Below are 24,408 nucleotides of genomic sequence, written 5' to 3'. Positions count from 1 at the left end.
CCCTTTCATTAACGTAATGAAAACGTGCTAGAGAATATTATGAACAAACAAACTGATGTGAAGAGTGGGGAATTCCGTACGGGTGCTCATATTTCGTTGGAAAAAGTCGAACTGCATGAAATTACCACCGCTCAGCGCGAGCTTTGGCTGAGCGCCAGCATGTCTGAAGGCTTGCCATTCAATATGTGGGGATACGGCACGATACAAGGGCCGTTGCAGATAGCCCTGCTGCGCCAGGCGATAGACGCGATCATTGAAGAAACGCCGGCGATGCAGGCCCATTTCACCGAACAAGACGGCGAGCTTTATCAATACCGTGCGGCGCGCAGTCATGACCCGCTTTCCGTGCATGACTTCAGCAGCCAGGAATACCCTGAGCTGGCGGCGCAGCGCTGGATGCGGCAAGATGCCGATCGCGTGATCTCCGCGCTGGATCAGGACCTGTTCGGTTTTGCCTTACTGACGTTGGCGCCGGGCAACTATATCCTCTACCGACGTTTTCACCACATGCTGGTGGATGGCCGCAGCGCCGAAGAGTTTATGCGTCGTATCGCGCTGTATTACAACGCATTGGCTGAGAAAAAAAACATTCCTGAATTCAGTAATTGCAGTTTTACCCGGCTCTATGAACACGACCTGCAGTACCGCGATTCTTCCCGCTTCGCCACCGATAAACAGTTCTGGCAAGGCTATACGCTCGCCGCGCCTCATAGCCTGACGCGTCAGGAGAAACTCGTCCCTTATTCGTCCATGCAAATCAGCAATCACACATTAAAAATAAATGAGATAGCGGCGATTGATCGGGGGGCGGAAAAAGCCGGCGTACATCGCGCTCATATATTGGCGGCGGCCGTCGCATTATGTTTCCATAGTATTACTGGTCAGACCTTATTGAATTTCAGCCTGCCGGTGACCGGTACGCGAGAGCGAAACAGTATTGGTATGACTGCGAATGTGGTGCCACTGATTTTAGCTATTAACCCTGAAAGTCGTCTGGCTGATTTTGCACAACAGGTCGCTGCGGAAATAGCCAAAGTGGTTCGTCGGCAATTATATCGCGGTGAGGATATTCGTCGCGATCGCAGCACCATGAGTTCATCCTGGTTTGGTCCCGCCATCAATATCGTTTCCTTCGATCATGGCGATCCGTTTTGGGGATGTAAGACACGTTGGTACTACGGTGGCAACATCGCCGTCAGCGATATGCAAATTCTATTTTACGAAGATCAGCAGGCGCAAGAGTTGGACGTCATGTTTGCCGATGCGCCGCATGCCCATTCATTAAGCCAGCTTGAGAGTTTACAACGGCGTTTCCAATTTATTCTGCGGCTCCTCTCTGAACAACCTGAAGGCAGCATTGCCCAGGTGATGCAACAGATCTCTGCGCAGCCTGAAGCGGACGTCAGCGGCAGTTTCTATGATCTCCGTCGACTGCCGCCGGCCGCCGGCTTCATCCGCTGGGATCGCCCTGCTGCTGAGCTGGTGCGCCTCGCGACGTCACTCGGCCATCCTGCGGGGAATTGCCCGCTGAAAATCCTGTTGGCCGACCGGGCGCTGGGCGTTGGGCGCCTGGAAATGCTGCCTGACGCCGACAATGCGCCACCCGGTACGCTGCTCTGCGTCGACGATGCGGGTTGGAATATCGCCACGGCGGAAGGGGCGGTGCGGATCGGGGGTTGGTTCACCGCCGAAGGCGAGCTGACGGCGGGGGAAGCGCTGGCGCAGCTGCACGGTTTGACGGTGGGCGAGCCGTTACCGTTGCTTGATCCTTCGCAGGCGAAACGATTGGAGGAGCGACAGGCGGCCGGTGGGCATCATGCGGCCTTCTGGCAACCGCGATTGGCGCAGTTTGCCCCGGCGGCGTTCCCGGTGGCCTGGCAGCGCGAAGCCCGGCCGGCATGGCAGGCTACGGCCTGGCAACACGCGGGCAAGATCGAGGTTGAAGCGGTGTTGACCGGGCTGGCGCTGTATCTGGGATTGATGGGCGGCGAAAGTGATTTCCAACTTGGCTGGCTGAACGCGACGGACGACGTCATCGGCGAACCGGGCCAGGTTTGGACACTGCCGCTGCAGATCTCGCTGAATCCGACGCTGGGTTTCGCCGAGGCGCAGGTGCAGATGCGACGCGAATGGCAGCAGGCGCGCGCGCGTCGCGCCTACCATCCGGCATTGCTCGGCCTGGACACGCGTTCGCGCGCCTGGTCAACCGTCGTGACGCTATTGCGCCGCGACACCTCGCCGGGATTCGACGACAGTCAGGAGGGCGCAGCGGCGGTGAAACGCTCCGGCGCTCGGGCAGTGCTGCAAATCTGTGAAAGCAACGCCGCTTTCCGTTGGGTGTACGACAGCGCCGCGGTGGGGGACGAGCAGATGCTGCGTGCCGCGCAGCATCTGCTATTGCTGCTCCGGCAGGCCGCTGCGGCGCCGAATGCGCCGGTGCGAGGCGATCGTTTACTGAGCCAGGCGGAGCGAGAGCTATTGCTCAACGTGCGCAACCGCACGCACCGGGCTTTCCCGCAGGCGTCGAGCGTGTCGGCCCTGTTTGAAGCGCAGGCGCGGCGTACGCCGACGGTGCCGGCGCTGTCTCAGGGGGCGATGTCGCTGAGCTATGCGGAATTGAACGCGCGCGCCAACCGGCTGGCGCATTACCTGACGGCACGCGGCGTAGGGCCGGAAAGCCGCGTAGCGGTCTGCGCCGCGCGCAGCCCGGAGATGATCGTCGCACTGCTGGCGATCCTGAAAGCCGGCGGCGCCTATGTGCCGCTGGATCCGGCTTATCCCGCTGAGCGTCTGCACTATATCGTGCAGGACTGCGCGCCGGCGCTGCTGTTGGCGGATAGTACCGGCCGCGCCGCGCTGGGGGCGGTAGCAGCGCCGTTGTTGGCGCTGGAAGACGCGCTGCCAGAGCAGGATCACGACCTGCCGCCGCGCGCGCAGCCAGGCAGCCTGGCGTATGTGGTTTACACCTCGGGCTCGACCGGCAAACCGAAAGGGGTAATGGTGGAGCAGGCGCACCTGATCAACCTGATCATGTGGCACTGCGAAGCGACCGGTTTGCAGGCTGGTGAGCGAACGACCAGCATGGCGGGGTTGGGTTTTGACGCCAGCGTTTGGGAAATCTGGCCGACGTTGACGCAGGGGGCGACGCTGCTGCTGCCACCGGCAGAGGCGGCGGGCAATGGCGAAGCGCTGCTGCAATGGTGGCGTGGCAGCGGTGTGCAGGTCGGGTTTATGGTGACGCCGCTGGCTGAGATCGCACTGATGGGCGAGATGCCTGCCGATCTGCGGATGCTGCTGATCGGCGGCGACAGCATTCGCCGCTGGCCGCTGCCGGCGCCGCCTGGTGTAACCATTGTGAATAACTATGGGCCGACGGAGACGACCGTGGTAGCGACTTCGGGCGAGCCGGCGGTCGGTACGGCGATGCCGTCTATCGGCCGGCCTATCGCCAACGGCCGGGCGTACTTGCTGGATGACGATGGCCAGCCGGTACCGCTGGGCGCCGTGGGTGAACTGTATATCGGCGGCGCGCAGGTGGCGCGCGGTTACCTGAACCAGCCGGCGCTGACGGCGGAGCGTTTCCTGGCCGATCCTTTCGCGCCGGGCGGCCGCATGTACCGCACCGGCGATCTGGCGCGCTATATGCCGGATGGCAGCCTGGAGTATCTGGGCCGCAACGATCTGCAGGTAAAAATTCGCGGCTTCCGCATTGAATGCGGTGAAATCGAGTCGCAGCTGGCTATGCATGCCGCCGTGCGCGACGCGGTGGTGGATGCGCTCACGGATGGCGAAGGCGACAAACGTCTGGTGGCCTGGATCGTGCCGCAGCCGGAGGCGGAGCGTGAGGCGCTGGCGCAGACGTTGCGCCGGGCACTCGCTACAACGTTGCCGGATTATATGGTGCCGACGGCCTTTGTGTGGCTGGAGGCGCTGCCGCTGTCGCCGAACGGCAAACTGGATCGGCGCGCGTTGCCGGTACCGGCGCCGGACGCCGCCATGCGCGAAGCCTATGTCGAGCCACAGGGGGAAACCGAAACGCTGCTGGCTCAGATTTGGCAGGGGTTGCTGAGCGTTGAACGCGTGGGGCGTCACGACAACTTCTTCGAGTTGGGCGGCCATTCGCTGCTGGCGGTGAAGCTGATGGCGCAGCTGCGCCAGGCCGGGCTGTCGGCGAGCGTTCAGGCGCTGTTCTCCACGCCAACGCTGTCGGCTCTGGCGCAAACGCTGGTGTCGCAGCAGCGGATTCAGGTGCCGGAAAACGTGATTGCGCCGGGCTGCCGTGCAATCACGCCGCAGATGCTGCCGCTGGCCGATCTGACTCAGGCGGAGATCGATCAGATCGTCGACGGTGTGGAGGGGGGCATCGACAACGTACAGGATATCTACGCCCTTTCCCCGTTGCAGGAAGGGATCTTGTTCCACCACATGCTGGCGGAAGAGGGCGACCCCTACCTGCTGTCGGCACTGCTGCGTTTCGACAGCCGGGCGCGTTTCGATCGCTGGCTGGCGGCGATGCAGCAGGTGGTGGAGCGTCATGACATTTTGCGCACGGCCTTTGTCGGTGCGGGGCTGTCCGAACCGGTACAGGTTGTCTGGCGTCGGGCGCGTTTAGCGGTGATCGAGCTGGCGCTGGATCCGGCCGAGGGGCCGGTCGGCCGTCAGCTGGAAGCGCGCTTCGATCCCCGACGGATCCGGCAGGATCTGACGCGGGCACCGCTGCTGTATTACGTTATCGCCGAAGAGAGCGACGGCAGCTGGTACGTCTTGCAGCAGTGGCACCACCTGATTGGCGACCACTCGACGCTGGCGATGATGGGAGAAGAAGTCAACGCCATTCTGGCCGGGCGCGGCGATACGCTGGGCTGCGCGCAGCCGTTCCGCAATGCGGTGGCGCAAGCGCGTTTGGGGCTCAGCGAACAGGAACATGAGCGTTTCTTCCGCGGCATGCTGGCGGATATCGACGAACCGGTGCTGCCGTTCGGGCTCGGCAACGTACACGGCGACGGACAGTGCGCCAATACCGGCCGTCTGGCGCTGGCGCCTGCGCTGAATGCCGGCCTGCGTCGACAGGCGAAGCGGCTGGGCGTCAGCCTGGCCAGCCTGTGCCATCTGGCCTGGGCGCAGGTGTTGGCGCGCACCAGCGGGCGTGATGCCGTGGTGTTCGGCACGGTGCTGCTGGGCCGCATGGAATCGGGCGAAGGCGCCGACCGGGCGCTGGGGCTATTCATCAATACGCTGCCGCTGCGGCTGGATATGGACGGGCGCAGCGTTGAGGCGTCGGTGCGGCAGGCGCATGCGCGCCTGAGCGGCTTGCTGGCGCATGAGCACGCCTCGCTGGCGTTGGCGCAGCGCTGCAGCGGCGTGAAAAGCGGTGCGCCGCTGTTCAGTGCGCTGCTGAACTACCGCCACAACGACGGGGAAGCCTTGGCGCTGCCGGAAGGGGTCAGCCTGATCGGCGCGGACGAACGCACCAACTACCCGTTCGTGCTGTCGGTGGACGACGGCATGGATTCGCTGGCGTTGACGGCGCAGGTCATCGACCCCATCGAAGCCTCGCGGGTGTGCCGCTATATGCAACAGGCGTTGACCGCTCTGGTGAATGCGCTGGAACACACGCCGGAAATGCCGGTGCGTGAACTGTCGATTCTGCCGGACGACGAGTACGCCTTGCTGATCAATGGTTGGAACGCAACGGCACAGCCTTATCCGCAGGACGTTTGCCTGCATGGGCTATTTGAAGCGCAGGTGCGCCGCACGCCGGACGCCGTGGCGCTGGTTTGCGGCGACGCCGAACTGAGCTACGCCCAACTGAACGCGCAGGCCAATCGCCTGGCGCACGCGCTGATGCAGCGCGGCGTCGGGCCGGATTGCCGGGTGGCGGTGTGCGCCGAGCGCAGCCTGGCGATGGTGACGGCATTGTTCGGCATCCTCAAGGCCGGCGGCGCCTATGTGCCTCTGGATCCGGCTTATCCGGGCGAACGTCTGCAATATATCCTGCAGGACGCCGATCCGGTGCTGCTGCTGGCAGACGCCGCCGGCCGCGCGGCGCTGGGCGAACACGCGGTGCCGCTGCTGGCGCTGGATGAACCGTTGCCGGACGATCTGAACGCCGATAACCCGGTGCCGCGCGCGCAGCCCAATCATTTGGCCTACGTGATTTATACCTCCGGCTCGACCGGAAAACCGAAAGGCGCGATGAATGAGCATCGCGGCATCGTTAACCGCCTGATCTGGATGCAGCAGGCTTATGGGTTGACGCCGGCGGATACGGTGCTGCAGAAAACGCCGTTCGGCTTCGACGTCTCGGTGTGGGAATTCTTCTGGCCGTTGATGTATGGCGCGCGCCTGGTGATGGCGCGCCCGGAAGGCCACAAGGATCCGGAGTACCTGAGCCGCGCCATTGAACAGTATGGCGTGACAACGCTGCATTTTGTGCCGTCGATGCTGCAAAGCTTCCTGCTGTATGAAGGCGCGAGCCGCCGTTGTGGGCAGGTGGTGCGCGTCATGTGCAGCGGCGAGGCGCTGCCCGCCTCGCTGGTGGCGGAGTTCTACCGCCAGATGCCGCATGTCGAGTTGCATAACCTCTATGGTCCGACCGAAGCGGCGGTGGACGTGACCGCCTGGCACTGCACCTGCCAACCCGGGCTGGTGTCGGTGCCCATTGGGCGGCCGGTGGCCAATACGCGGATCTATCTGCTTGATGAACAAGGGCAGCCGGTGCCGCTGGGGGCGGTTGGCGAGCTGTATATCGGCGGCATCCAGGTAGCGCGCGGCTATTTCAACCGGCCTGAACTGACGGCGGAGCGCTTCCTGGTCGATCCGTTCGATGCCGGCCACGGCGGCCGCATGTACCGCACCGGCGACGTGGCCCGCTACCTGCCGGACGGCAATATCGAGTATCTGGGCCGCAACGATCAGCAGGTGAAGATCCGCGGTTTCCGTATCGAATGCGGCGAGATAGAGGCGGCGCTGGCCGCGCATCCGCAGGTGCGCGAAGCCGTGGTGGATGCGCGCGGCGGCGACGGCGGTGAGAAACGCCTGATCGCCTGGGTGGTGCCGCAGCCAGGTGCCGATGAGGCGTCGCTGGCGGAGGTGCTGCGCCGGCATTTGGCCGACAAACTGCCGGATTACATGGTGCCGGCCGCTTGCGTGCTGCTGGAGGCGCTGCCGCTGTCACCAAACGGCAAGCTCGATCGCCGCGCATTGCCCGACCCGTCGGGCGAGGCCTATCGTCGTGAAGCCTACGAGGCGCCGCTGGGGGACGTCGAGCAGCGTCTGGCTGCGCTGTGGGAAGAACTGCTGGGCGTGGATCAGGTTGGCCGCAACGACAGCTTCTTCGCCCTGGGCGGCCATTCGTTGTTGGCGGTGCGTTTGGCCAACCGCCTGCAGCAAAGCGGGTTGCCGCTGTCGCTGCAGGCGCTGTTCGCCAACCCGGTACTGCAGGCGCTGGCGCGCCAGATCACGCAGGCGGAAAGCCTGCCGCCGATTCTGCCTGCGCCGCGCGATGCGGCCTTACCGCTGTCGTTCGCTCAGCAGCGCCTGTGGTTCCTGACCCAACTGGACGGCATGAGCGAAATTTACCACATGCCGCTGGCGCTGCGGTTGCGTGGGCCGCTGAATCTGGCCGCCTGGCAGAGCAGCCTCGACGCGCTTTATGCGCGCCACGACGCGTTGCGCACCGTCTTTATCAGCCGCGACGGCCAGCCGCAGGCGCTCATTTTGCCGATCGCCGGTTTGCCGCTGACAATCCACGATCTGCGCGGCGTCGCGGATGCGCAGGCGCGCGCCGCCATGCTGATACGGGAAGAGGCTGCGGCGCCCTTTGATCTGGCCGGGGGCCCGCTGTTGCGCGCCAGCCTTATCCGGCTGAGCGACGAGGAACAGCTGTTCGCGTTGACCTGCCACCACATCATTTCCGATGGTTGGTCGAACGGCATATTGCTGCGGGAGCTGGGTGCGTTGTATGGCGCGTTGTGTCGCGGCGAACCATCGCCGCTGCCGCCGCTGGCGTTGCAATACGCGGATTACGCCCACTGGCAGCGGCAATGGCTGCAGCCGGCGCGCTTGTCGAAGCAGGCCGATTATTGGCGCCAGACGTTGGGCGATGCGCCAGCGCTGTTGACGCTGCCGACCGACCGTCCGCGCCCGGCGGTGCAGTCATTCGCCGGGGATCGGGTGGCCGTCTCGCTCGATGCCGAACTGACTGCAGCGCTGAGGCAATTCAGCCTGCGTCAGGGATGCACGCTGTTCATCACGCTGTTGACGGCGTGGAGCGTCGTGCTGTCCCGTTTGTCGGGGCAGCGCGATCTGGTGATCGGCACGCCGGAGGCCAACCGTCGCCGGCTGGAAACGGAACCGATGATCGGCTTCTTCGTCAGCACCTTGGCGCTGCGCATCGATCTGTCCGACGATCCGGATTTGTCGACGTTGGCGCTGCGCGTGCGCGATACGCTGCTGGCGGCGCGCGATCATGGCGATCTGCCTTTCGAGCAGGTGGTTGAACAGGTGAACCCGCCGCGTCATCGTGGCCATACTCCGTTGTTCCAGGTGATGCTGAGCTGGCAGGACGGTTCGGTGCACGACATCGGCCTGCCGGGGCTGCAGGCGGAAGCGATCGATGCCGGCTATGCCGCGGCGAAATATGACATGACGCTGGATCTGACCGAGATCGGCGAAGAGATCGCCGGTTCGCTGTATTACGCCACCGCGCTGTTCGATCGTGAAACCGCCGAGCGCTACGGGATCTATCTGCGCCAGGTGTTGCAGAGCATCGCGTTGGCGGCGCCGCAGCCGGTTTCGCAGCTTGCGCTGTTGCCGCAGAACGAACGGCAGCGGTTGTTGCATGGCTGGAACTGGACGCCGGACGAACCGCAGGCGGATCTCTGCCCGCACCATCACCTGGAGCGGCTGGCGCTGCGCACGCCAGAGGCGATCGCTGCGGTGTGCGGAGAAGAACGCCTCAGCTATCGGGCGCTCAATGAACGAGCCAACGCGTTGGCGCAGGTGTTGATCGCGCGCGGCGTCGGGCCCGATCGTCTGGTGGCGCTGTGTGCGGAGCGCAGCACGCCGATGCTGGTCGGGTTGCTGGCGATCCTGAAAGCGGGCGGCGCCTATGTGCCGCTCGATCCGGCTTATACCGGCGAACGCCTGGAGTACATTTTACACGATGCCCGGCCGGTGTTGCTGCTGGCCGACGCCGCAGGGCGTTCGGCGCTGAGCGGGGCTGATGTGCCGACGATGGCGCTGGAGGAAGACTGGGGCACCGAGGCCGCCAATCCGCAGGTTGCGGGGCTGACGGCGGCCAATCTGGCCTATGTGATCTATACCTCCGGATCGACCGGTAAGCCGAAAGGCGTGATGGTGGAACATCGTCAGGTTGAGCGCCTGTTTACCGCGACCGACGCCGGGTTCGGCTTTGACGCCGGGGATGTCTGGTGTCTGTTCCACTCGTTCGCCTTCGATTTCTCGGTATGGGAAATCTGGGGCGCGTGGCGCCACGGCGGCCGGTTGGTGATCGTGCCGCAGGAAACGGCGCGCTCCGCCCCCGCGTTCTATCAGCTGGTTTGTCACCAGGGCGTGACGGTGCTGAATCAGACGCCAAGCGCCTTTAAAGCGTTCATTCAGGCTCATGACGACACGCCGCATCGGCTGCGCTACATCGCCTTCGGCGGCGAAATGCTGAATCCGGCCGATCTGGCGCCGTGGTATGCCCGTAATCGGCCGGACGCGCCGCGGTTAATCAATATGTACGGCATAACGGAAACGACGGTGCACGTCACCTACCGGGAAATGTCTCCGGCGGACATCACCGGCAGCGGCAGCCCGATCGGCCGCCGCATCCCGGATTTGCGCCTGTATCTGCTTGACGAACACGGTCAGCCGGTGGCGCAGGGCGCAGTGGGTGAGCTGTATGTCGGCGGGCTGGGTGTGGCGCGCGGCTACCTGAATCGGCCGGAGCTGAATGCGCAACGTTTCCTCGACGATCCTTTCGTGGCGGGAGAACGGATGTATCGCGCCGGCGATCTGGCGCGCTATCTGCCGAACGGTGAGCTGGAGTACCTGGGGCGCAACGACCAGCAGGTGAAAATTCGCGGTTTCCGCATTGAGTGCGGTGAGGTGGAGGCGGCGCTGCTGGACCATCCTGAGGTCCGCAGCGTGGCGGTTGACGCCTGGCAGGACAACGGCGGCGACAAACGTTTGGTGGCCTGGGCGGTGCCGGGCGAAGGGGGAGATCGGGAAACGCTGGCGCTGCGGCTGCGCCAGCATCTGGCCGGCCGTCTGCCGGACTATATGGTGCCGACGGCATTTGTGTGGCTGGACGCGTTGCCGCTGACCACCAACGGCAAACTGGACAAACGCGCGCTGCCGGCGCCTGAGCTGGGGGCCGCCGCGCGCGCCGTTTATGAAGCGCCGGCCAATGAACGAGAACGCCTGCTGGCGTCCATTTGGCGTCAGTTGCTGAATGTTGAACGCGTCGGTCGTCATGATGATTTCTTCGCTCTGGGCGGACATTCGCTGCTGGCGGTACAGTTGGCCAATCGGGTACAGCAGGCCGGCTGGCGGCTGCCGCTGTCGGCGCTGTTCGCTGCGCCGGTGTTGCAGGCGCTGGCGCAGTGGCTGGAACGGGAGGGGGCGGCGCAGCCGACGGCCATCGTGCCGACCCCACGTCACGACGCATTGCCGTTGTCGTTTGCCCAGCAGCGGCTGTGGTTCCTGAGCCAAATGGGCGGGATCGGCGAGACTTACCATATCCCGCTGGCGTTGCGCCTTGACGGCGACCTGGATGCGCCGGCGTTCCAACGCAGCCTCGACGCGCTGTATGCCCGCCACGAAGCCTTGCGCAGCGTGTTTGTTTGCCAGGATGGGCAACCTCAGGTGCGGATCTTGCCGGAGGCGGCCATGCCGCTGGCGCATCACGACTTGCGCGGCGAGCGTCATGCGGAGCAACGTTTGCACGCGCTAGCCGAAACGGCGATGAAAGCGCCGTTCGATCTGGAAAGGGGGCCGCTGGTGCGGGCTTGTTTGCTGCAAGTGAGCGAGCGGCGGCATCTGTTCCTGCTGACCTGCCACCATATCGTTTCCGACGGCTGGTCTACCGGGATCCTGATGCGGGAGTTGAGCGCATTTTATGGCGCCTTCCAACGCGGTGAACCGTCTCCGCTGCCGCCGCTGGCGGTGCACTATGTCGATTATGCCGTTTGGCAGCGCCAGTGGCTGACGCAGGAACGGTTGGCCGAGCAGGCGGCGTTCTGGCGCCAGACGCTGGGCGATGCGCCGGCGCTGCTGACGCTGCCGACCGATCGGCCGCGTCCGGCGATGCAGTCGTTCGCCGGCGGCGAGGTGCCTCTGGTTATCGACGCGGCGCTCACCGACGCGCTGCGGCGGTTGAGCCGCCAATACGGCGGCACGCTGTTCATGACGGTGCTGGCCGCCTGGAGTTTGGTGTTGTCCCGCATGGCCGGTCAACCGCAGGTGGTGATTGGCACCCCGGAGGCCAACCGCAGCAGGCTGGAAATCGAACCGCTGGCCGGCTTCTTCGTTAGCACGCTGGCGATGCATGTCGATCTGCGCGGTGAGCCGACGCTGAAAATCTTGCTCGAACGCGTGCGCGAGACGGTATTGGCGGCGCGGGAAAACGGCGATCTGCCGTTTGAACAGGTGGTGGAGGTGGTCAATCCGCCGCGCCAGCTGGACGCGACGCCGCTGTTCCAGGTGATGCTGGCCTGGCAGGACGGCTCGGTGCGCGATATCGCATTGCCGGGCCTGCAAACGACGGATGCCGGGCTGAACTATGACGTCGCGAAATTCGACATGACGCTCGAGTTGGCGGAAAGCGGCAGCGGCATTGTCGGCTCGTTGAACTACGCCAGCGCCTTGTTCGATCGCGACACGGCGGTGCGCTACGGCGCGTATCTGCAGCAGGCGCTGCGAGCGATGGCGGCGGATCTTGACCAGCCGGCGGCGCGCGTCGATCTGCTGCCTGCGGCCGAACGTCAGCTGCTGCTGCACGAGTGGAACCGCACCGAGCGGGCGTATCCGGCGCAGGCGTGCGTGCATCAACTGTTCGACGAGCAGGCGCGGCGCACGCCGCAGGCGACGGCGTTGGTCGATGGCGAGCAGCTTATCTGCTACGCACAGTTGGCGGAGCACGCCAATCGGCTGGCCTGGCGCCTGATTAAGGCGGGCGTGGAGCCCGGCCAGCGCGTGGCGGTCCGGTTTGAGCGCAGCGCTGCCCTGGTGATCGCCCAATTGGCGATCCTTAAGGCCGGTGCTGCCTATGTGCCGGTTGATCCGCAGCTGCCGGCCGGCCGCCAGAACTGGATCATCGCCGACAGCGGTGCAGTACTGTTGCTGAATGGCGGCGAGGACGACGCGCAGATCGGCGTCGGCGTCGCTCGTCTGCCTCAAAGCGATGACGCGGACCTGCCGTCCGATGCGCCGATATTGGCGAGCAACAGTCTGGATCTGGCCTACATCATGTACACCTCCGGCTCAACCGGTAAGCCGAAAGGCGTGATGGTGCCGCATCAGGGGATCAACCGACTGGTGATCAATAACGGTTATGCGGAGTTCAGCGACTCGGATCGTATCGCTTTCGCCATCAACCCGGCGTTCGATCCGGCGACGCTGGAAGTTTGGGGAGCCTTGCTGAACGGCGCCGCGCTGGTGGTAGTACCGCCGGCGGTCTTGCTGGACGCCTCGGCGTTCGCCGATTTGCTGACGCGCCAGGCGATTACGGTGCTGGTGCTGCCAACCTCGCTGTTCAATCAGCATGCGCATAGCATTCCCGCGACGTTAGCGGGGCTGAAATACCTGATCAGCGGCGGCGAAGCGGCGGATCCTCATGCCTATACCCGGGTGCTGAAGGAGGGGGGCCGGGTGCAGCTGATCAACGGATACGGCCCGACGGAAGCCACCACTGCCGCTACCTCGGCGCACATCACCGTGGCGGCGGGGCGGCACCGTTTGCCGATTGGCCGGCCGATCGGTAATACGCGGGTGTATCTGCTGGATGAACATCGCCAGCCGGTGCCGCTGGGCGCGATCGGCGAGCTGTATATCGGCGGCGTGGGCGTGGCGCTGGGTTACCTGAATCGCGAAGACCTCACGGCCGAGCGTTTCCTGGCGGATCCGTTTAACGAGGGAGGCCGCATGTATCGCACCGGCGATTTAGCGCGCTATCTGCCGGACGGCAACCTCGATTACTGCGGACGCAACGATCAGCAGGTGAAGATCCGCGGCTTCCGCATCGAGTGCAGCGAGATTGAAGTCCTGCTGGAAACGCACCCGGCGGTGCGCGAAGCGGTGGTTGACGTGCGCGGTGCGCATCCTGCGTTGATCGCCTGGATCGTGCCGCAAGCCGAGGCCGAGGGCCGCGATCTGACCGACGAGCTACGGCGGCATTTGGCGGCGCAGCTGCCGGACTACATGGTGCCGGCGGCCTGTCTGATGCTTGCCGACTTGCCGTTGACCCCGAATGGTAAAGTGGATCGCCGCGCGTTGCCGACGCCACAGGCCGGCGATTTTGCGCGCGTGGGCCATGAAGCGCCTCAGGGCGACACGGAAACCCTGTTGGCGTCGATCTGGGGCGAATTGCTCGGTCTGCCGAATGTCGCCCGACATGACAATTTCTTCGAGTTGGGCGGGCATTCGCTGCTGGCGGTGAAACTGATCGCGGAGCTGCGTCGCTGCGGCCTGACGGCGAACGTGCAAACGCTGTTTACCGCCCCGACGCTGGCCTCGCTGGCGGAGGCGCTGGAGGCGCGCTGCGAAATCGAGATCCCCGAGAACCTGCTGCGGCCGGATAGCGCGCGCATCACGCCTGAGTTGCTGCCGCTGGCCTCGCTGAACCAGGTTGAGATCGACAGCATCGTGGCGCGCGTGCCGGGCGGGGTGGCCAACGTGCAGGATATCTATGCGTTGTCGCCGTTGCAGGAGGGGATTCTGTTCCACCACCTGTTGGCGGAACGGGGCGATCCGTACCTGCTGTCTACGCTGTTGCGCTTTGAGAACCGCGAGCGTCTGGATCGTTGGCGGGCCGCGATGCAACAGGTGATCGATCGCCACGACATTCTGCGCACGGCGTTCATCAGTGAGGCGATCCGCGAGCCGGTACAGGTCGTTTGGCGCGCCGCCGCGCTGCCGTGGACTGAGCTGACGCTCGATCCGGCGCAGGGGGCGATTGGCGATCAACTGCTGGCGCGCTTCGATCCGCAGCATGCGCGTCTGGATCTCAGCCGTGCGCCGCTGCTGAACGTCGTGGTGGCGCAAGATAGCGATGGCGGCTGGTGGATGCTGCAGCAATGGCATCATTTGGTGGGGGATCATTCCACTGCCGCATTGATCGAAGAAGAGATCGCCGCGATCCTCGCCGGCAAAGGCGCCGAGCTGGGCGCCGCGCCGCCGTTCCGCAATGCGGTGGCGCAGGCGCGTTTGAGCGTCAGCGCGCAAGAACATGAAACCTTCTTCCGCGCCATGCTGGCGGACATCGAAGAGCCGGTGCTGCCGTTCGGGCTCGGCAACGTGCGCGGCGATGGCAAGGGCGTCACCACGGCGCACCAGCCTATCGACAAGGCGCTGAACGAACGTCTGCGGCATCAGGCCAAACGGTTGGGCGTGAGCCTGGCCAGCCTGTGCCATTTGGCCTGGGCGCAGGTCTTGGCCCGCACCAGCGGCCACGACCGCGTGGTGTTCGGTACCGTGCTGCTGGGACGCATGCAGGCGGGGGAAGGCGCCGAGCGAGCGATGGGGCTGTTTATCAATACCTTGCCGCTGCGCCTCGACATCGGCGATGACGATGTGGCGACGGCGGCGCGCCAGGCCCACGCGCGGCTGAGCGGGTTGCTGCAGCATGAGCACGCGCCGCTGGCGCTGGCGCAGCGCTGCAGCGGCGTGGCGGCGGGGATGCCGCTGTTCAGCGCGTTGCTCAACTATCGCCACAACAACGGCAGCGAGCTGGTGTTGCCGGAAGGCATGACGCTGTTGAGCGCGCAGGAGCGCACCAACTATCCGTTCGTCCTGTCGGTGGAAGACGGCGGCGACTCTCTGGGGCTGACGGCGCAGGTCAGCGAACCGGTGCCGGCGGCGAGGATCTGCGGCTATATGCAACAGGCGCTGGCCTCATTGGCGCAGGCGTTGGAAAGCCAGCCGACCCTGCCGGCGAGCGAGCTGGAGATCCTGCCGCCGTCTGAGCGCCGGCTGCTGCTGGAGGAATGGAATCAGACGACGGCGCCTTATCCGGCAGAGCTTTGCGTGCATCAGCTGTTTGAACGCCAGGCGCAGCGTGCGCCGCAGGCTGTCGCGATCGTGCAAGGCGACCGTCGGATCGGCTATGCGGCGTTGAATGCCCAGGCTAACCGGCTGGCGCATGCTCTGATCGCCCACGGCATTCAACCGGGCGAGCGCGTGGCGACGCGTCTGACGCGCAGCATCGATCTGGTGGCGACGCAGCTGGCGATCTTCAAGGCCGGCGCGGTGTATGTACCTATCGACCCGCAGCTGCCGGCGGCGCGTCAGCAGTGGATCCTGGAGGACAGCGGCGCGCGCCTTATCGTCGGTGAAGCGACGGACGGGGATACCTTGCCGCTGCTGCGGCCGGCAATCTCCGGCGGTGACGAGAACGACCCGGCGCTGTCGCTGTCGAGCGCTGAGGTGGCATACATCATGTACACGTCCGGCTCCACAGGGCTGCCTAAAGGTGTGATGACGCCGCACCAGGGCATCACTCGGTTGGTGATCAACAACCGTTATGCGGCGTTCGATGCGACCGAACGGGTGGCTTATGCCGCTAACCCGGCCTTCGACGCCGCGACGATGGAGGTGTGGGCGGCGTTGTTGAACGGCGGCGAACTGGTGGTGATCCCGGCGGAAACCGTGATGGATGCGGCGCGCTTGAGCGCCGCATTGACGCAGCATCGCGTGACGACGCTGTTCCTGACGACCGCGTTGTTCAATCAGTATGTGTACAGCATGGGCGCGACGCTCGCCCAGCTGCGCTATCTGATCTGCGGTGGGGAAAAGGAGGAGCCGAGCGCCTTCGAACGCCTGCTGCAGGAAGCGGGGCCGGTACAGCTGATCCATGCCTATGGGCCGACGGAAGCGACGACCTTCGCGACGACGGCGGCGATCGCCGAGGTGCAAGGCGCCATGCGTTTGCCGATCGGTAAACCGATCGGCAACACCCGCGCCTATGTGCTGGATGCGCGCGGCCGACCGGCGCCGCTGGGCGTGATTGGCGAGCTGTATATCGGCGGCGTCGGCGTGGCGCTGGGGTACCTCAACCGGCCGGAACTGACCGCGGAACGTTTCCTGAACGATCCGTTTAACCCGGGCGGGCGCATGTATCGTACCGGCGATCTGGTGCGTTACCGGGCGGACGGCAACCTCGAGTATCAGCGACGCAACGATCGTCAGGTGAAAATTCGCGGCTTCCGTATCGAGATGGGAGAGATAGAGGCGCGCCTGGCGGCGCACCCGGCGGTGAACGAAGCGGTGGTCGATGCCTGCTGCGTCGGTGCGGATACGCGGTTGATCGCCTGGATCAGCGTGCGTGAGAACGTGGCGAGCGACGGGTTGGCCGGTGAGCTGCGTCAGCACCTGGCGGCGCAGCTGCCGGACTATATGCTGCCTGCGGCCTTTGTCTGGCTGGCGTCGATGCCGCTGACGCCAAACGGCAAGATTGATCGGCGGGCTCTGCCGGCGCCGGAGATGGCCGCCGCCGCAGGCGAAGCCTACGAAGCGCCGCGCGGCGATACCGAGACGCTGTTGGCGCAGGCGTGGGCGGAGTTGCTGGGGCTGCCGCAGATCGGCAGACACGACAACTTCTTCGAACTGGGCGGCCATTCGCTGCTGGCGGTCCGTCAGGCCAGCCTGGCGCAGCAGTGGGGGATCGCACTGCAGGTACAGGCGATCTTTGACCACCCGGTGCTGGCGGATCTGGCGGCGCATGTCGAGCAGCGCACGGGCGGACAGCCGCTCAGGGCATTGCCGGCGCGCCGCAGCGGCCAGCGCCCGCCGGTCTTCTTCATGCCGACCGGTTATGGCGATCACTCCTATGTTTATGAGATAGCCAAAGAGATCGATGCGGACTTCCCGATTTATGCCGTGCCGTGGCCAGAGATGACCGACGCGCCGCCGGCAACGATGGAGGCGATGGCGGAGATCGTTGCCGGCGTTATCCGGCAGGCGCAAGCCAGCGGGCCGTATCACCTGTTCGGTTATTCTTCGGGCGGGATCTTGACCTACATGGTGGCGGAACGGCTGCAGGCGGAGGGGGAAGAGGTGGCGCTGGTGGGCCTGCTCGACACCCTGCGGCCGCAGCAGGCGATGCGCGATGCGACACAGCTATTCCTCAGTTGGCTGGAGGTGGAACATCCGACGCTGGAGGCGCCGCTGTTCTCCCGCCTGCAGCCGCTGTCGGTGGAGGAGGCGTTGGCGGTGCTGCACGGCCAGGGCATCAGCACTTTCCTCGACGATCCGCTGAAGGAAGCCGCGTTATGGCGCAAGCGTTATCACTATGCGACCCTGGTCGGCGCCAGCGTCATCCGGCCGCTCGGCCTTAATCTGCACCTGTTTAAAGCGGTGGAGGAGATGCCCGGCTTGCTGAACGACGATCTGGAAGCCTACTGGCAGCGCATCAAGCCGGCGGGTTACAACCGCCGCGACGGCTCGGCACTCGGCTGGGAGGGGCATTTGCCGGCGTCGGCGGTGACGGTCAACCTGGTTGATGGCGATCATGTCACCATGATGTCGGAAGCCGTGAACCGGCGCGGCTTAGGGGAGCGCATCAGCGCCGTGCTGAATTCGCTCGTCCGACGCTGACCGCGTTGCTTGTCAATGAAGCCCTCGCAGGAGGGCTTTTTTTTACCCGTTGGCGGCTGTTTTGACGAGTTCCACCACCAGCGGTGAAAGCTCGCCGCGCAGCGCGGCGCGTTCCGACTGGAACAGCGTGGCGACGTAAAAACGCTGGCCCGGCAGTTCGATGGCGCGCACGTCGCCTTCGCTGTCGTGGCCGCTGATGATCAGCGGGAAGCGCTCAAGATCGGCGACGAATTCCGGATTCACGCCAAAGTTGCAGTGGTAGCCTTCATGGGTGTTCAGGCTGCCGTAGGCCTGTGCGACGCGGGTGTCGGGCTGAAAAACGATGTCGCCGGTTTTTTCCACCAGCGAGCAACTCAGCGGGGCGATCACCAGCCGGCCACCGCTGTCGGTTTCCGCATGGCCGGCGTCGTGCCAGCCCATCACGTTGCGGGCGTATTCGACGATGGCGTATTGAAAACCACCGCAGGAGCCGAGGAACGGCACGTCGTTTTCCCGCGCATGACGGATCGCCATAAAGGCGCCGTCGTCGTAACGATACGGGCTGCCTGGCACCACCCAGATGGCGTCGAAATTTTGCAGCGTTTCGGGGGAGATCAAGGTTTCGGTCGGTAGCCACTGGGGCTGCACGTCAATATCGAGATGGGCGGCGGTGAGCTGGAGCGCCACGGGGATGGCCTGATGGGCCACGGCTTGCGGGTTGTAATCACCGACCAGAGCAATGCGAACTTGAGCTTTCATCATTTCCGTTCCTGTGCGGGTAAAGAAGGAGATTACAGGAAAGTACAGTGTCGAGCCGCCGTTTTTTAAAGGTGGCGCACAAAAAAGCCCGGCATTGGCCGGGCTGAAAAAAAAGGTCAGTACAGCGAGGGCGCACCAGCCGGTCGGGTTTTGAAACGGCGGTGCAGCCACATGTATTGCTCCGGCGCTCGCATGATCTCTTTCTCGATCACTTTGTTCATGTAAGCCGCCGCCGCCTGTTCGTCGCTGAGTGGATAGTCTTCCAGGGCCGGCTGGATCAGCAGGTCGTAGCCGCGGCCGCCTTCGCGGCGGATCAGCACCACCGGCACCAGCGCCGGGTTGGCCATGCGCGCCAGCATAAAGGTGCCGCTGGTGGTAGCGGCCTGATCGACGGCGAACAGCGGGGCGAATACGCTGCCGCGCGGGCCGTAGTCCTGATCCGGCGCGAACCATACCGCCTCGCCGCGCTTGAGCGCGTGCACCATGCCACGCAGATCTTTGCGGTCGATCATCGCCTTGTTGGAACGCATGCGGCCTTTGGTCTGCGCCCACTCCATCGCTTTATTGTTGTGCGGACGGTACATCGCCATCATCGGCTGGCACAGGCCCATTGCCCGGCCGCCCAGCTCCAGCGACATGAAGTGCACGCCGATCACCAGCACGCCGCGATCGTCGCGCTGCGCCATTTTGAGGTGGTTGATGCCGGAGACGTTGAACCAGCGTTTGACGCGTTTATCCGACCAGAACCAGGCCATGCCGGTTTCCAACAGGCCCATGCCGAGCGATTCGAAGTTGCCCACCACCTTGCGCTCGCGCTGCGCTTCGTCCATCTCGGGGAAACACAGCTCGAGGTTGCGACGAGTGATGGTGACGCGGCGTTTGAGAAATCGCATCGAGGTACGCCCCATCCACACTCCCAGCCGATTGAGCAACGGGTAGGGGAGCTGGACCAGCAGGAACAGCAGGGCGAGGCCGAACCAGGTTAACCAGTAGCGCGGGTGCAGCAAGGCCAGTTGAAATGCTTTGGCTGATTTCATAGAAACTCTTTTTATACGTTAAAAGGGGCAGCAAGCTGTAACGCATATAAAGGTTCCACTCGATAGCGATACGACTACTCAGACACCCAGGTACGGCCAGGGTTTAGTCGGAATTCCATAATTGACTAAACATTTACATTCGAAGGGCGGTTTGCGCTGCTATCAGGCTTCGGAGGGATAGCTGTTGGCCAGCGGAGGCGGCTCTAGGAACGTGTATGTTAACACAGGGTACGGGGTGTGGCGGAAGAGGGGCATGCGAATATTCTCATTCGCGTTGCCCCTGTGTTGACGATTGGCGACGGTTTACAGGCTGGGGAGGATGATGGCGGCGAAAATAGCGACGATCACCAGCCACTTCAGCAGGTAGTAACCACGGCGGTTGCGCGCTTTCAGGCGTTGGCCGGCATCGCGCACTGCGTTGACGTACTTGAAGATGCGGTTGATGCCGCCGGTGCGGTCCTGATCGTCGTTCGGCGAGCTGGCTGCCGACATCAGCGTGGCGCCGACCCAGTGGTTGACCGCCTGCGCCCAGCGCCATTTCATCGGCCGTTCGACGTCGCAAAACAGAATGATGCGCGTCTGATCGGTGGCGTTCTGCGCCCAGTGCACGTAGGTTTCATCAAAGATCACCGCCTCGCCGTCACGCCAACTGTGCTGCTCGCCATCGACCTCGATGAAGCAGCGATCGTCGTTGGGCGTCATCAGCCCCAGATGGTAGCGCACCGAGCCGGCGTAAGGATCGCGGTGTTTACCTAAATGGCTGCCGGGCGGCAGCTCGGCGAACATCGCGGCCTTGACCGACGGGATGCGGTTGAGCAGCTCGACGGTTTTCGGGCACAGCGTTTGCGCCGAAGGGTGGCTGTCGCTGTACCACTTCAGATAAAAACGTTTCCAGCCGCGCTTGAAGAAGGTGTTGAATCCGGCGTCGTTGTGCGACTGCGCCTTTTTGATGTGATCCTGCAAGCGCACCGCTTCCTCGCGGATCACCTGCCAGTTGTCGGTCAGCGTCTGCAGCTCCGGGAAGCCTTTTTCGTCGAAATAGGGCTGTTTGGCGGGCAAACGGGAGAAGCCGGTCATAAACATGTTGATCGGCCCCATAAAGGTGGAGTGATCGAACAGTTGGCGGGTAAGCTTTTGTTTCTCTTTGCCGCGGGAGTGTGCGTAGAGGAAGCTGATGATAAAAATGCCGATGATGATCGCGGCAACCATAGAATCCATCCCTGTTGGTGCTTGTTAAAAATTCGTACAAATTATAGTTTTGTGACAGGAAAAATTTAACTTTTTCGTGCGCTTTACCCGCTCATACTGCTTGGTGGCATAAAAAATCAATAAAACCGTTGGTAATAAAATTTTGTATCGATTTTTTTGGTTTTAGTCCTATTCTTAAATCGTTCAAGGGGCATTTCATGCCATCTTGTTTCATGACGAATGGCACGTATCTGAGAAAAGAGGGACTTATGAAGAAATCAATCATTGCCTTGTCTGCACTGCTGCTCGCTTCCCCGGTGTTCGCTGCTGAAACCGCGACCGACACCGCCGCTCACGCCAGCAACGAGGTCGTCGCTGAGGCGCATAAAGGGGCGGATACCGCCAAAGAAAAGCTGCACCAGTCTCAGGACAAGGGTGAAGAGCTGAAGCTGAAAGCCAAGCACGCCGCCGAAGGCAAGAGCGACAGCGTCGGCAGCAAAGTGAGCGAAGGCTCGCAAAAGGCCTGGCACTCCACCAAACAGGGTACGGAGAAGGCTTGGGACAAGACCAAGCAAGGGGCGGAAAGCCTCAAGAACAAAGCGACCGAATAAGGTCTCCGCTTTTTACCCCAAGGGCCGCGCTGCGGCCTTTTTTATTGCCCGCAAACCAGAGCCTATGCCCCCGCTTTGTCGCCCCGAGTAAAACGTGAGAGTATTCTTCATCGATTGGCGACTCAATCGTAAGCAAGGAGGAAGCTCTATGAGATCCCACTGGGTAAGGCGTTTATTGACACCCTCACCAACCTGGACAGGCAGAGCATCGGTTATCTTGGGTCTGCTGGTGTTTGGGGTGTTGAGCGGGCTGGATAGCCTGGGTGTAGCGTTGGACGGGTGGAAGCGTTCCGTGATGGTCGCGGCCGTGGCGGGTATTTGCTATTTCATTGCCGGATATATTGATAAGCGCATTCCGCGCAAAGCCCCGCCAATGTAGGCATAAATTAGACAAAGAAAAAGGCGCTTATCAAATGAGATAAAGCGCCTTTTCAACACGTTAACTGACTAGTATCAGTTCATGCCGTATTTTTTCAGCTTCTTACGCAGCGTGCCGCGGTTGATGCCCATCATCAGGGCTGCGCGGGTCTGGTTGCCACGGGTGTATTGCATCACCATGTCCAACAGTGGCTGTTCAACTTCAGCCAGTACCAGCTCATACAGGTCATTTACGTCTTGACCGTTCAGTTGAGCAAAATAGTTCTTCAGTGCTTGTTTAACCGAGTCACGCAGAGGCTTTTGAGTCACCTGATCTTGTGAGTTAACGGTAGAAACGGTCAGTACGTCAGAATTTACGCGTTGTTCGAACATAGTTCTGTCAGCTCTTTTTTTACGCTAAGATTTTCGAAATATGCCTCCAACGCCTCCAGCTGTTCGCTGGCATCCTCTATGGCGTTGAATGTGCGCCGAAACTGGTCATTCGGAGCGTGTTCCTGGAGATACCAGGACACGTGCTTACGAGCAATCCGGAATCCCTTGCCTTGGCCATAAAAGCCGTGCAATTCCCGAATGTGCCCAATCAACAAGCGCTTCACCTCGCCAAGCGGCAGCGGCGGCAGCAACTCCCCAGTGTCCAGATAATGCTGGATTTCCCGGAAGATCCAGGGTCTCCCCTGAGCAGCGCGGCCTATCATCAGGGCATCGGCCCCGGTGTAGTCGAGCACTGCTCTGGCTTTATGCGGGTCAGTAATATCCCCATTCGCGATAATCGGAATGGAAACACTCTGCTTAACTGCCCGAATGCTGTCGTATTCCGCGTTGCCGTTAAACAGACAGGCGCGGGTTCGGCCGTGAATCGTCAGGGCCTGAATACCACAGTCTTCGGCCAGTTGGGCAATCTCTACACAGTTACGATGCTCTGGCGCCCAGCCGGTGCGAATCTTCAGCGTTACCGGCACATCCACTGCGTCAACCACCGCGTGGAGGATCCGTTTAACCAGATCCGGGTACTGCAACAAAGCGGACCCGGCAAGCTTCCGGTTCACTTTTTTGGCCGGGCATCCCATATTGATGTCGATGATCTGCGCGCCGCTGGCCACGTTGATACGCGCGGCGGCGGCCATATCATCAGGATCGCATCCGGCAATCTGCACGGAGCGGATCCCTGGTTCATCGCTATGCACCATACGCAGACGCGACTTATCCGTCCGCCACACCTCCGGGTTGGAGGAGAGCATTTCGGATACAGCCATCCCAGCACCCATTGCATGACAGAGGGTTCTGAACGGGCGATCTGTAATACCGGCCATCGGGGCCGCAATCAGGCAATTAGTAAGCTGGTGGTGTCCAATGCGCATAGACAAAGAGTGACCATACTGTGTCCGCAAGGGCGCGTATATTACGCATTTTTGCGTCGAGATGAAAGGCCAAACTTTAACCAATTGGCCCTGTATTAGGGCGAAAAATGCGCTACGCGGCGATTCATAAAAATATTATATATATTTTACAATGAGTTGACGAAAAGTGCTTATTTTGTGTGCGGCAAAATATTCGCCTTTGTGCAGAATATTATCTGCATTCGCCCGCTATTTTTGCTGGTATAGCCTGCCTGGAAGGCGCATTGTCAGGGCGATCCGTCGTTGAACGGCAAAAAATTGCATAAAATTTTGTCTCGTCCGTCTGGCGATCGCCGGACAAAAAAAATCCACCGGCGCAGGGCCGGTGGATGAGGGGGCAATAGACCGTGACGCTTACTTGCGGCGGCCGGTGATACGGCACCACTCTTCGCGCTCGGCGACCGGATCGAGCGTGAACTTCTCTTCGTAGGCTTCCGCTACGCTGCTCGCCTGGCTGGCCAGCACGCCGGACAGCCCCAGATGACCGCCGGCCTTCGGCAGGCAACCAATCAGCGGCGCCAGCTCGCGCAGCGGGCCGGCGAGGATGTTGGCGACCACCACGTCCGCCAGCAGGTCCGCCGGCTGGTCTTTCGGCAGATACAGCTCCAGACGCTCTGAAACGCCGTTACGCTGTGCGTTATCGCGGCTGGCCTGAATGGCCTGGGGATCGATGTCGATGCCGATAGCGCGTGCCGCACCCAGCTTCAGCGCGGCGATCGCCAGGATGCCGGAACCGCAGCCGAAGTCGATGACGGTTTTGCCGGCCAGATCGAGGCCGTCCAGCCACTGCAGACACAGCGCGGTGGTCGGGTGGGTGCCGGTGCCGAACGCCAGGCCCGGATCGAGCATCACGTTAACCGCGTCGGGATCGGGAACGTCGCGCCAGCTCGGGCAGATCCACAAGCGCTCACCGAAGCGCATCGGGTGGAAGTTGTCCATCCACTCGCGCTCCCAGTCCTTGTCTTCTAGCTGTTCTATCTTGTGGCGGAAACCGGCGCCCAGCAGCGGGTGCTGTTCCAGCATCGCCACCACCTCGGCCATATCGGTTTCGGCGTCGTACAGGCCGATCACGTCGGTATCGCCCCACAGCAGGGTTTCACCCGGCAGCGGTTCGAACACCGGGTTGTCGTGGGTGTCCTGGAAGGTCACCGACACGGCGCCGCTTTCCACCAGCGCGTCGCTCAGGTCTTCCGCCTGGCTGCCGGTGGTGTTCAGTTTGAGTTGGATCCAAGGCATAGC

At 62.8% G+C, this 24,408-nt stretch carries 9 protein-coding genes; 3 read left to right on the top strand and 6 right to left on the bottom strand.

The genetic code is table 11. The annotated features are described in order from the left end of the window. Positions 1–39 precede the first annotated feature (39 nt). Complete coding sequence (locus N6G83_RS19890) at positions 40–17,820, top strand: non-ribosomal peptide synthetase (RefSeq protein WP_260515768.1); 17,781 nt, start codon at positions 40–42, stop codon at positions 17,818–17,820. Positions 17,821–17,862: 42 nt separating this feature from the next. Here the strand turns inward: N6G83_RS19890 and N6G83_RS19885 are convergent, their stop codons facing one another. The 3 genes from N6G83_RS19885 to lpxO form a co-directional block, all read right to left on the bottom strand. Then, the gene (locus N6G83_RS19885; RefSeq protein WP_240275319.1) at positions 17,863–18,561 is read right to left on the bottom strand and encodes a CTP synthase; all 699 of its coding nucleotides are present in this window, start codon (positions 18,559–18,561) and stop codon (positions 17,863–17,865) included. Between the two features lie 113 nt (positions 18,562–18,674). Then, positions 18,675–19,595, bottom strand: coding sequence for a kdo(2)-lipid IV(A) palmitoleoyltransferase (lpxP, locus tag N6G83_RS19880; protein ID WP_016930250.1), 921 nt, complete (start codon positions 19,593–19,595; stop codon positions 18,675–18,677). Between the two features lie 303 nt (positions 19,596–19,898). After that, the gene (lpxO, locus tag N6G83_RS19875; protein WP_025304427.1) at positions 19,899–20,804 is read right to left on the bottom strand and encodes a lipid A hydroxylase LpxO; all 906 of its coding nucleotides are present in this window, start codon (positions 20,802–20,804) and stop codon (positions 19,899–19,901) included. A gap of 248 nt (positions 20,805–21,052) precedes the next feature. Here lpxO and N6G83_RS19870 point away from each other — a divergent pair, with 248 nt between their 5' ends. Together N6G83_RS19870 and N6G83_RS19865 are read left to right on the top strand one after the other, a co-directional pair. Continuing rightward, positions 21,053–21,394, top strand: coding sequence for a hypothetical protein (locus tag N6G83_RS19870; protein WP_016930249.1), 342 nt, complete (start codon positions 21,053–21,055; stop codon positions 21,392–21,394). Positions 21,395–21,542: 148 nt separating this feature from the next. Beyond that, positions 21,543–21,773 (top strand): hypothetical protein, encoded by a 231-nt coding sequence (locus tag N6G83_RS19865; RefSeq protein ID WP_260524021.1) that lies wholly within the window; start codon positions 21,543–21,545, stop codon positions 21,771–21,773. 74 nt (positions 21,774–21,847) lie between these two features. Here the strand turns inward: N6G83_RS19865 and fis are convergent, their stop codons facing one another. The 3 genes from fis to prmA form a co-directional block, all read right to left on the bottom strand. After that, entirely contained in the window at positions 21,848–22,144 is a 297-nt protein-coding gene (fis, locus tag N6G83_RS19860; RefSeq protein ID WP_000462905.1) for a DNA-binding transcriptional regulator Fis, read from the bottom strand. Further along, positions 22,126–23,130, bottom strand: a complete 1,005-nt coding sequence (gene dusB, locus N6G83_RS19855) for a tRNA dihydrouridine synthase DusB (protein WP_025304426.1) — start codon at positions 23,128–23,130, stop codon at positions 22,126–22,128. Before dusB ends, fis begins: the two co-directional genes overlap by 19 nt. A 393-nt stretch (positions 23,131–23,523) precedes the next feature. Continuing rightward, entirely contained in the window at positions 23,524–24,405 is an 882-nt protein-coding gene (gene prmA, locus N6G83_RS19850; protein ID WP_016930246.1) for a 50S ribosomal protein L11 methyltransferase, read from the bottom strand. Between the last annotated feature and the right edge of the window lie 3 nt (positions 24,406–24,408).

The sequence above is a fragment of the Serratia sp. PL7 genome (assembly GCF_945957435.1).
Note: the sequence above shows the minus strand (reverse complement) of the source record. Positions and strands in the feature narration are given on the sequence as shown.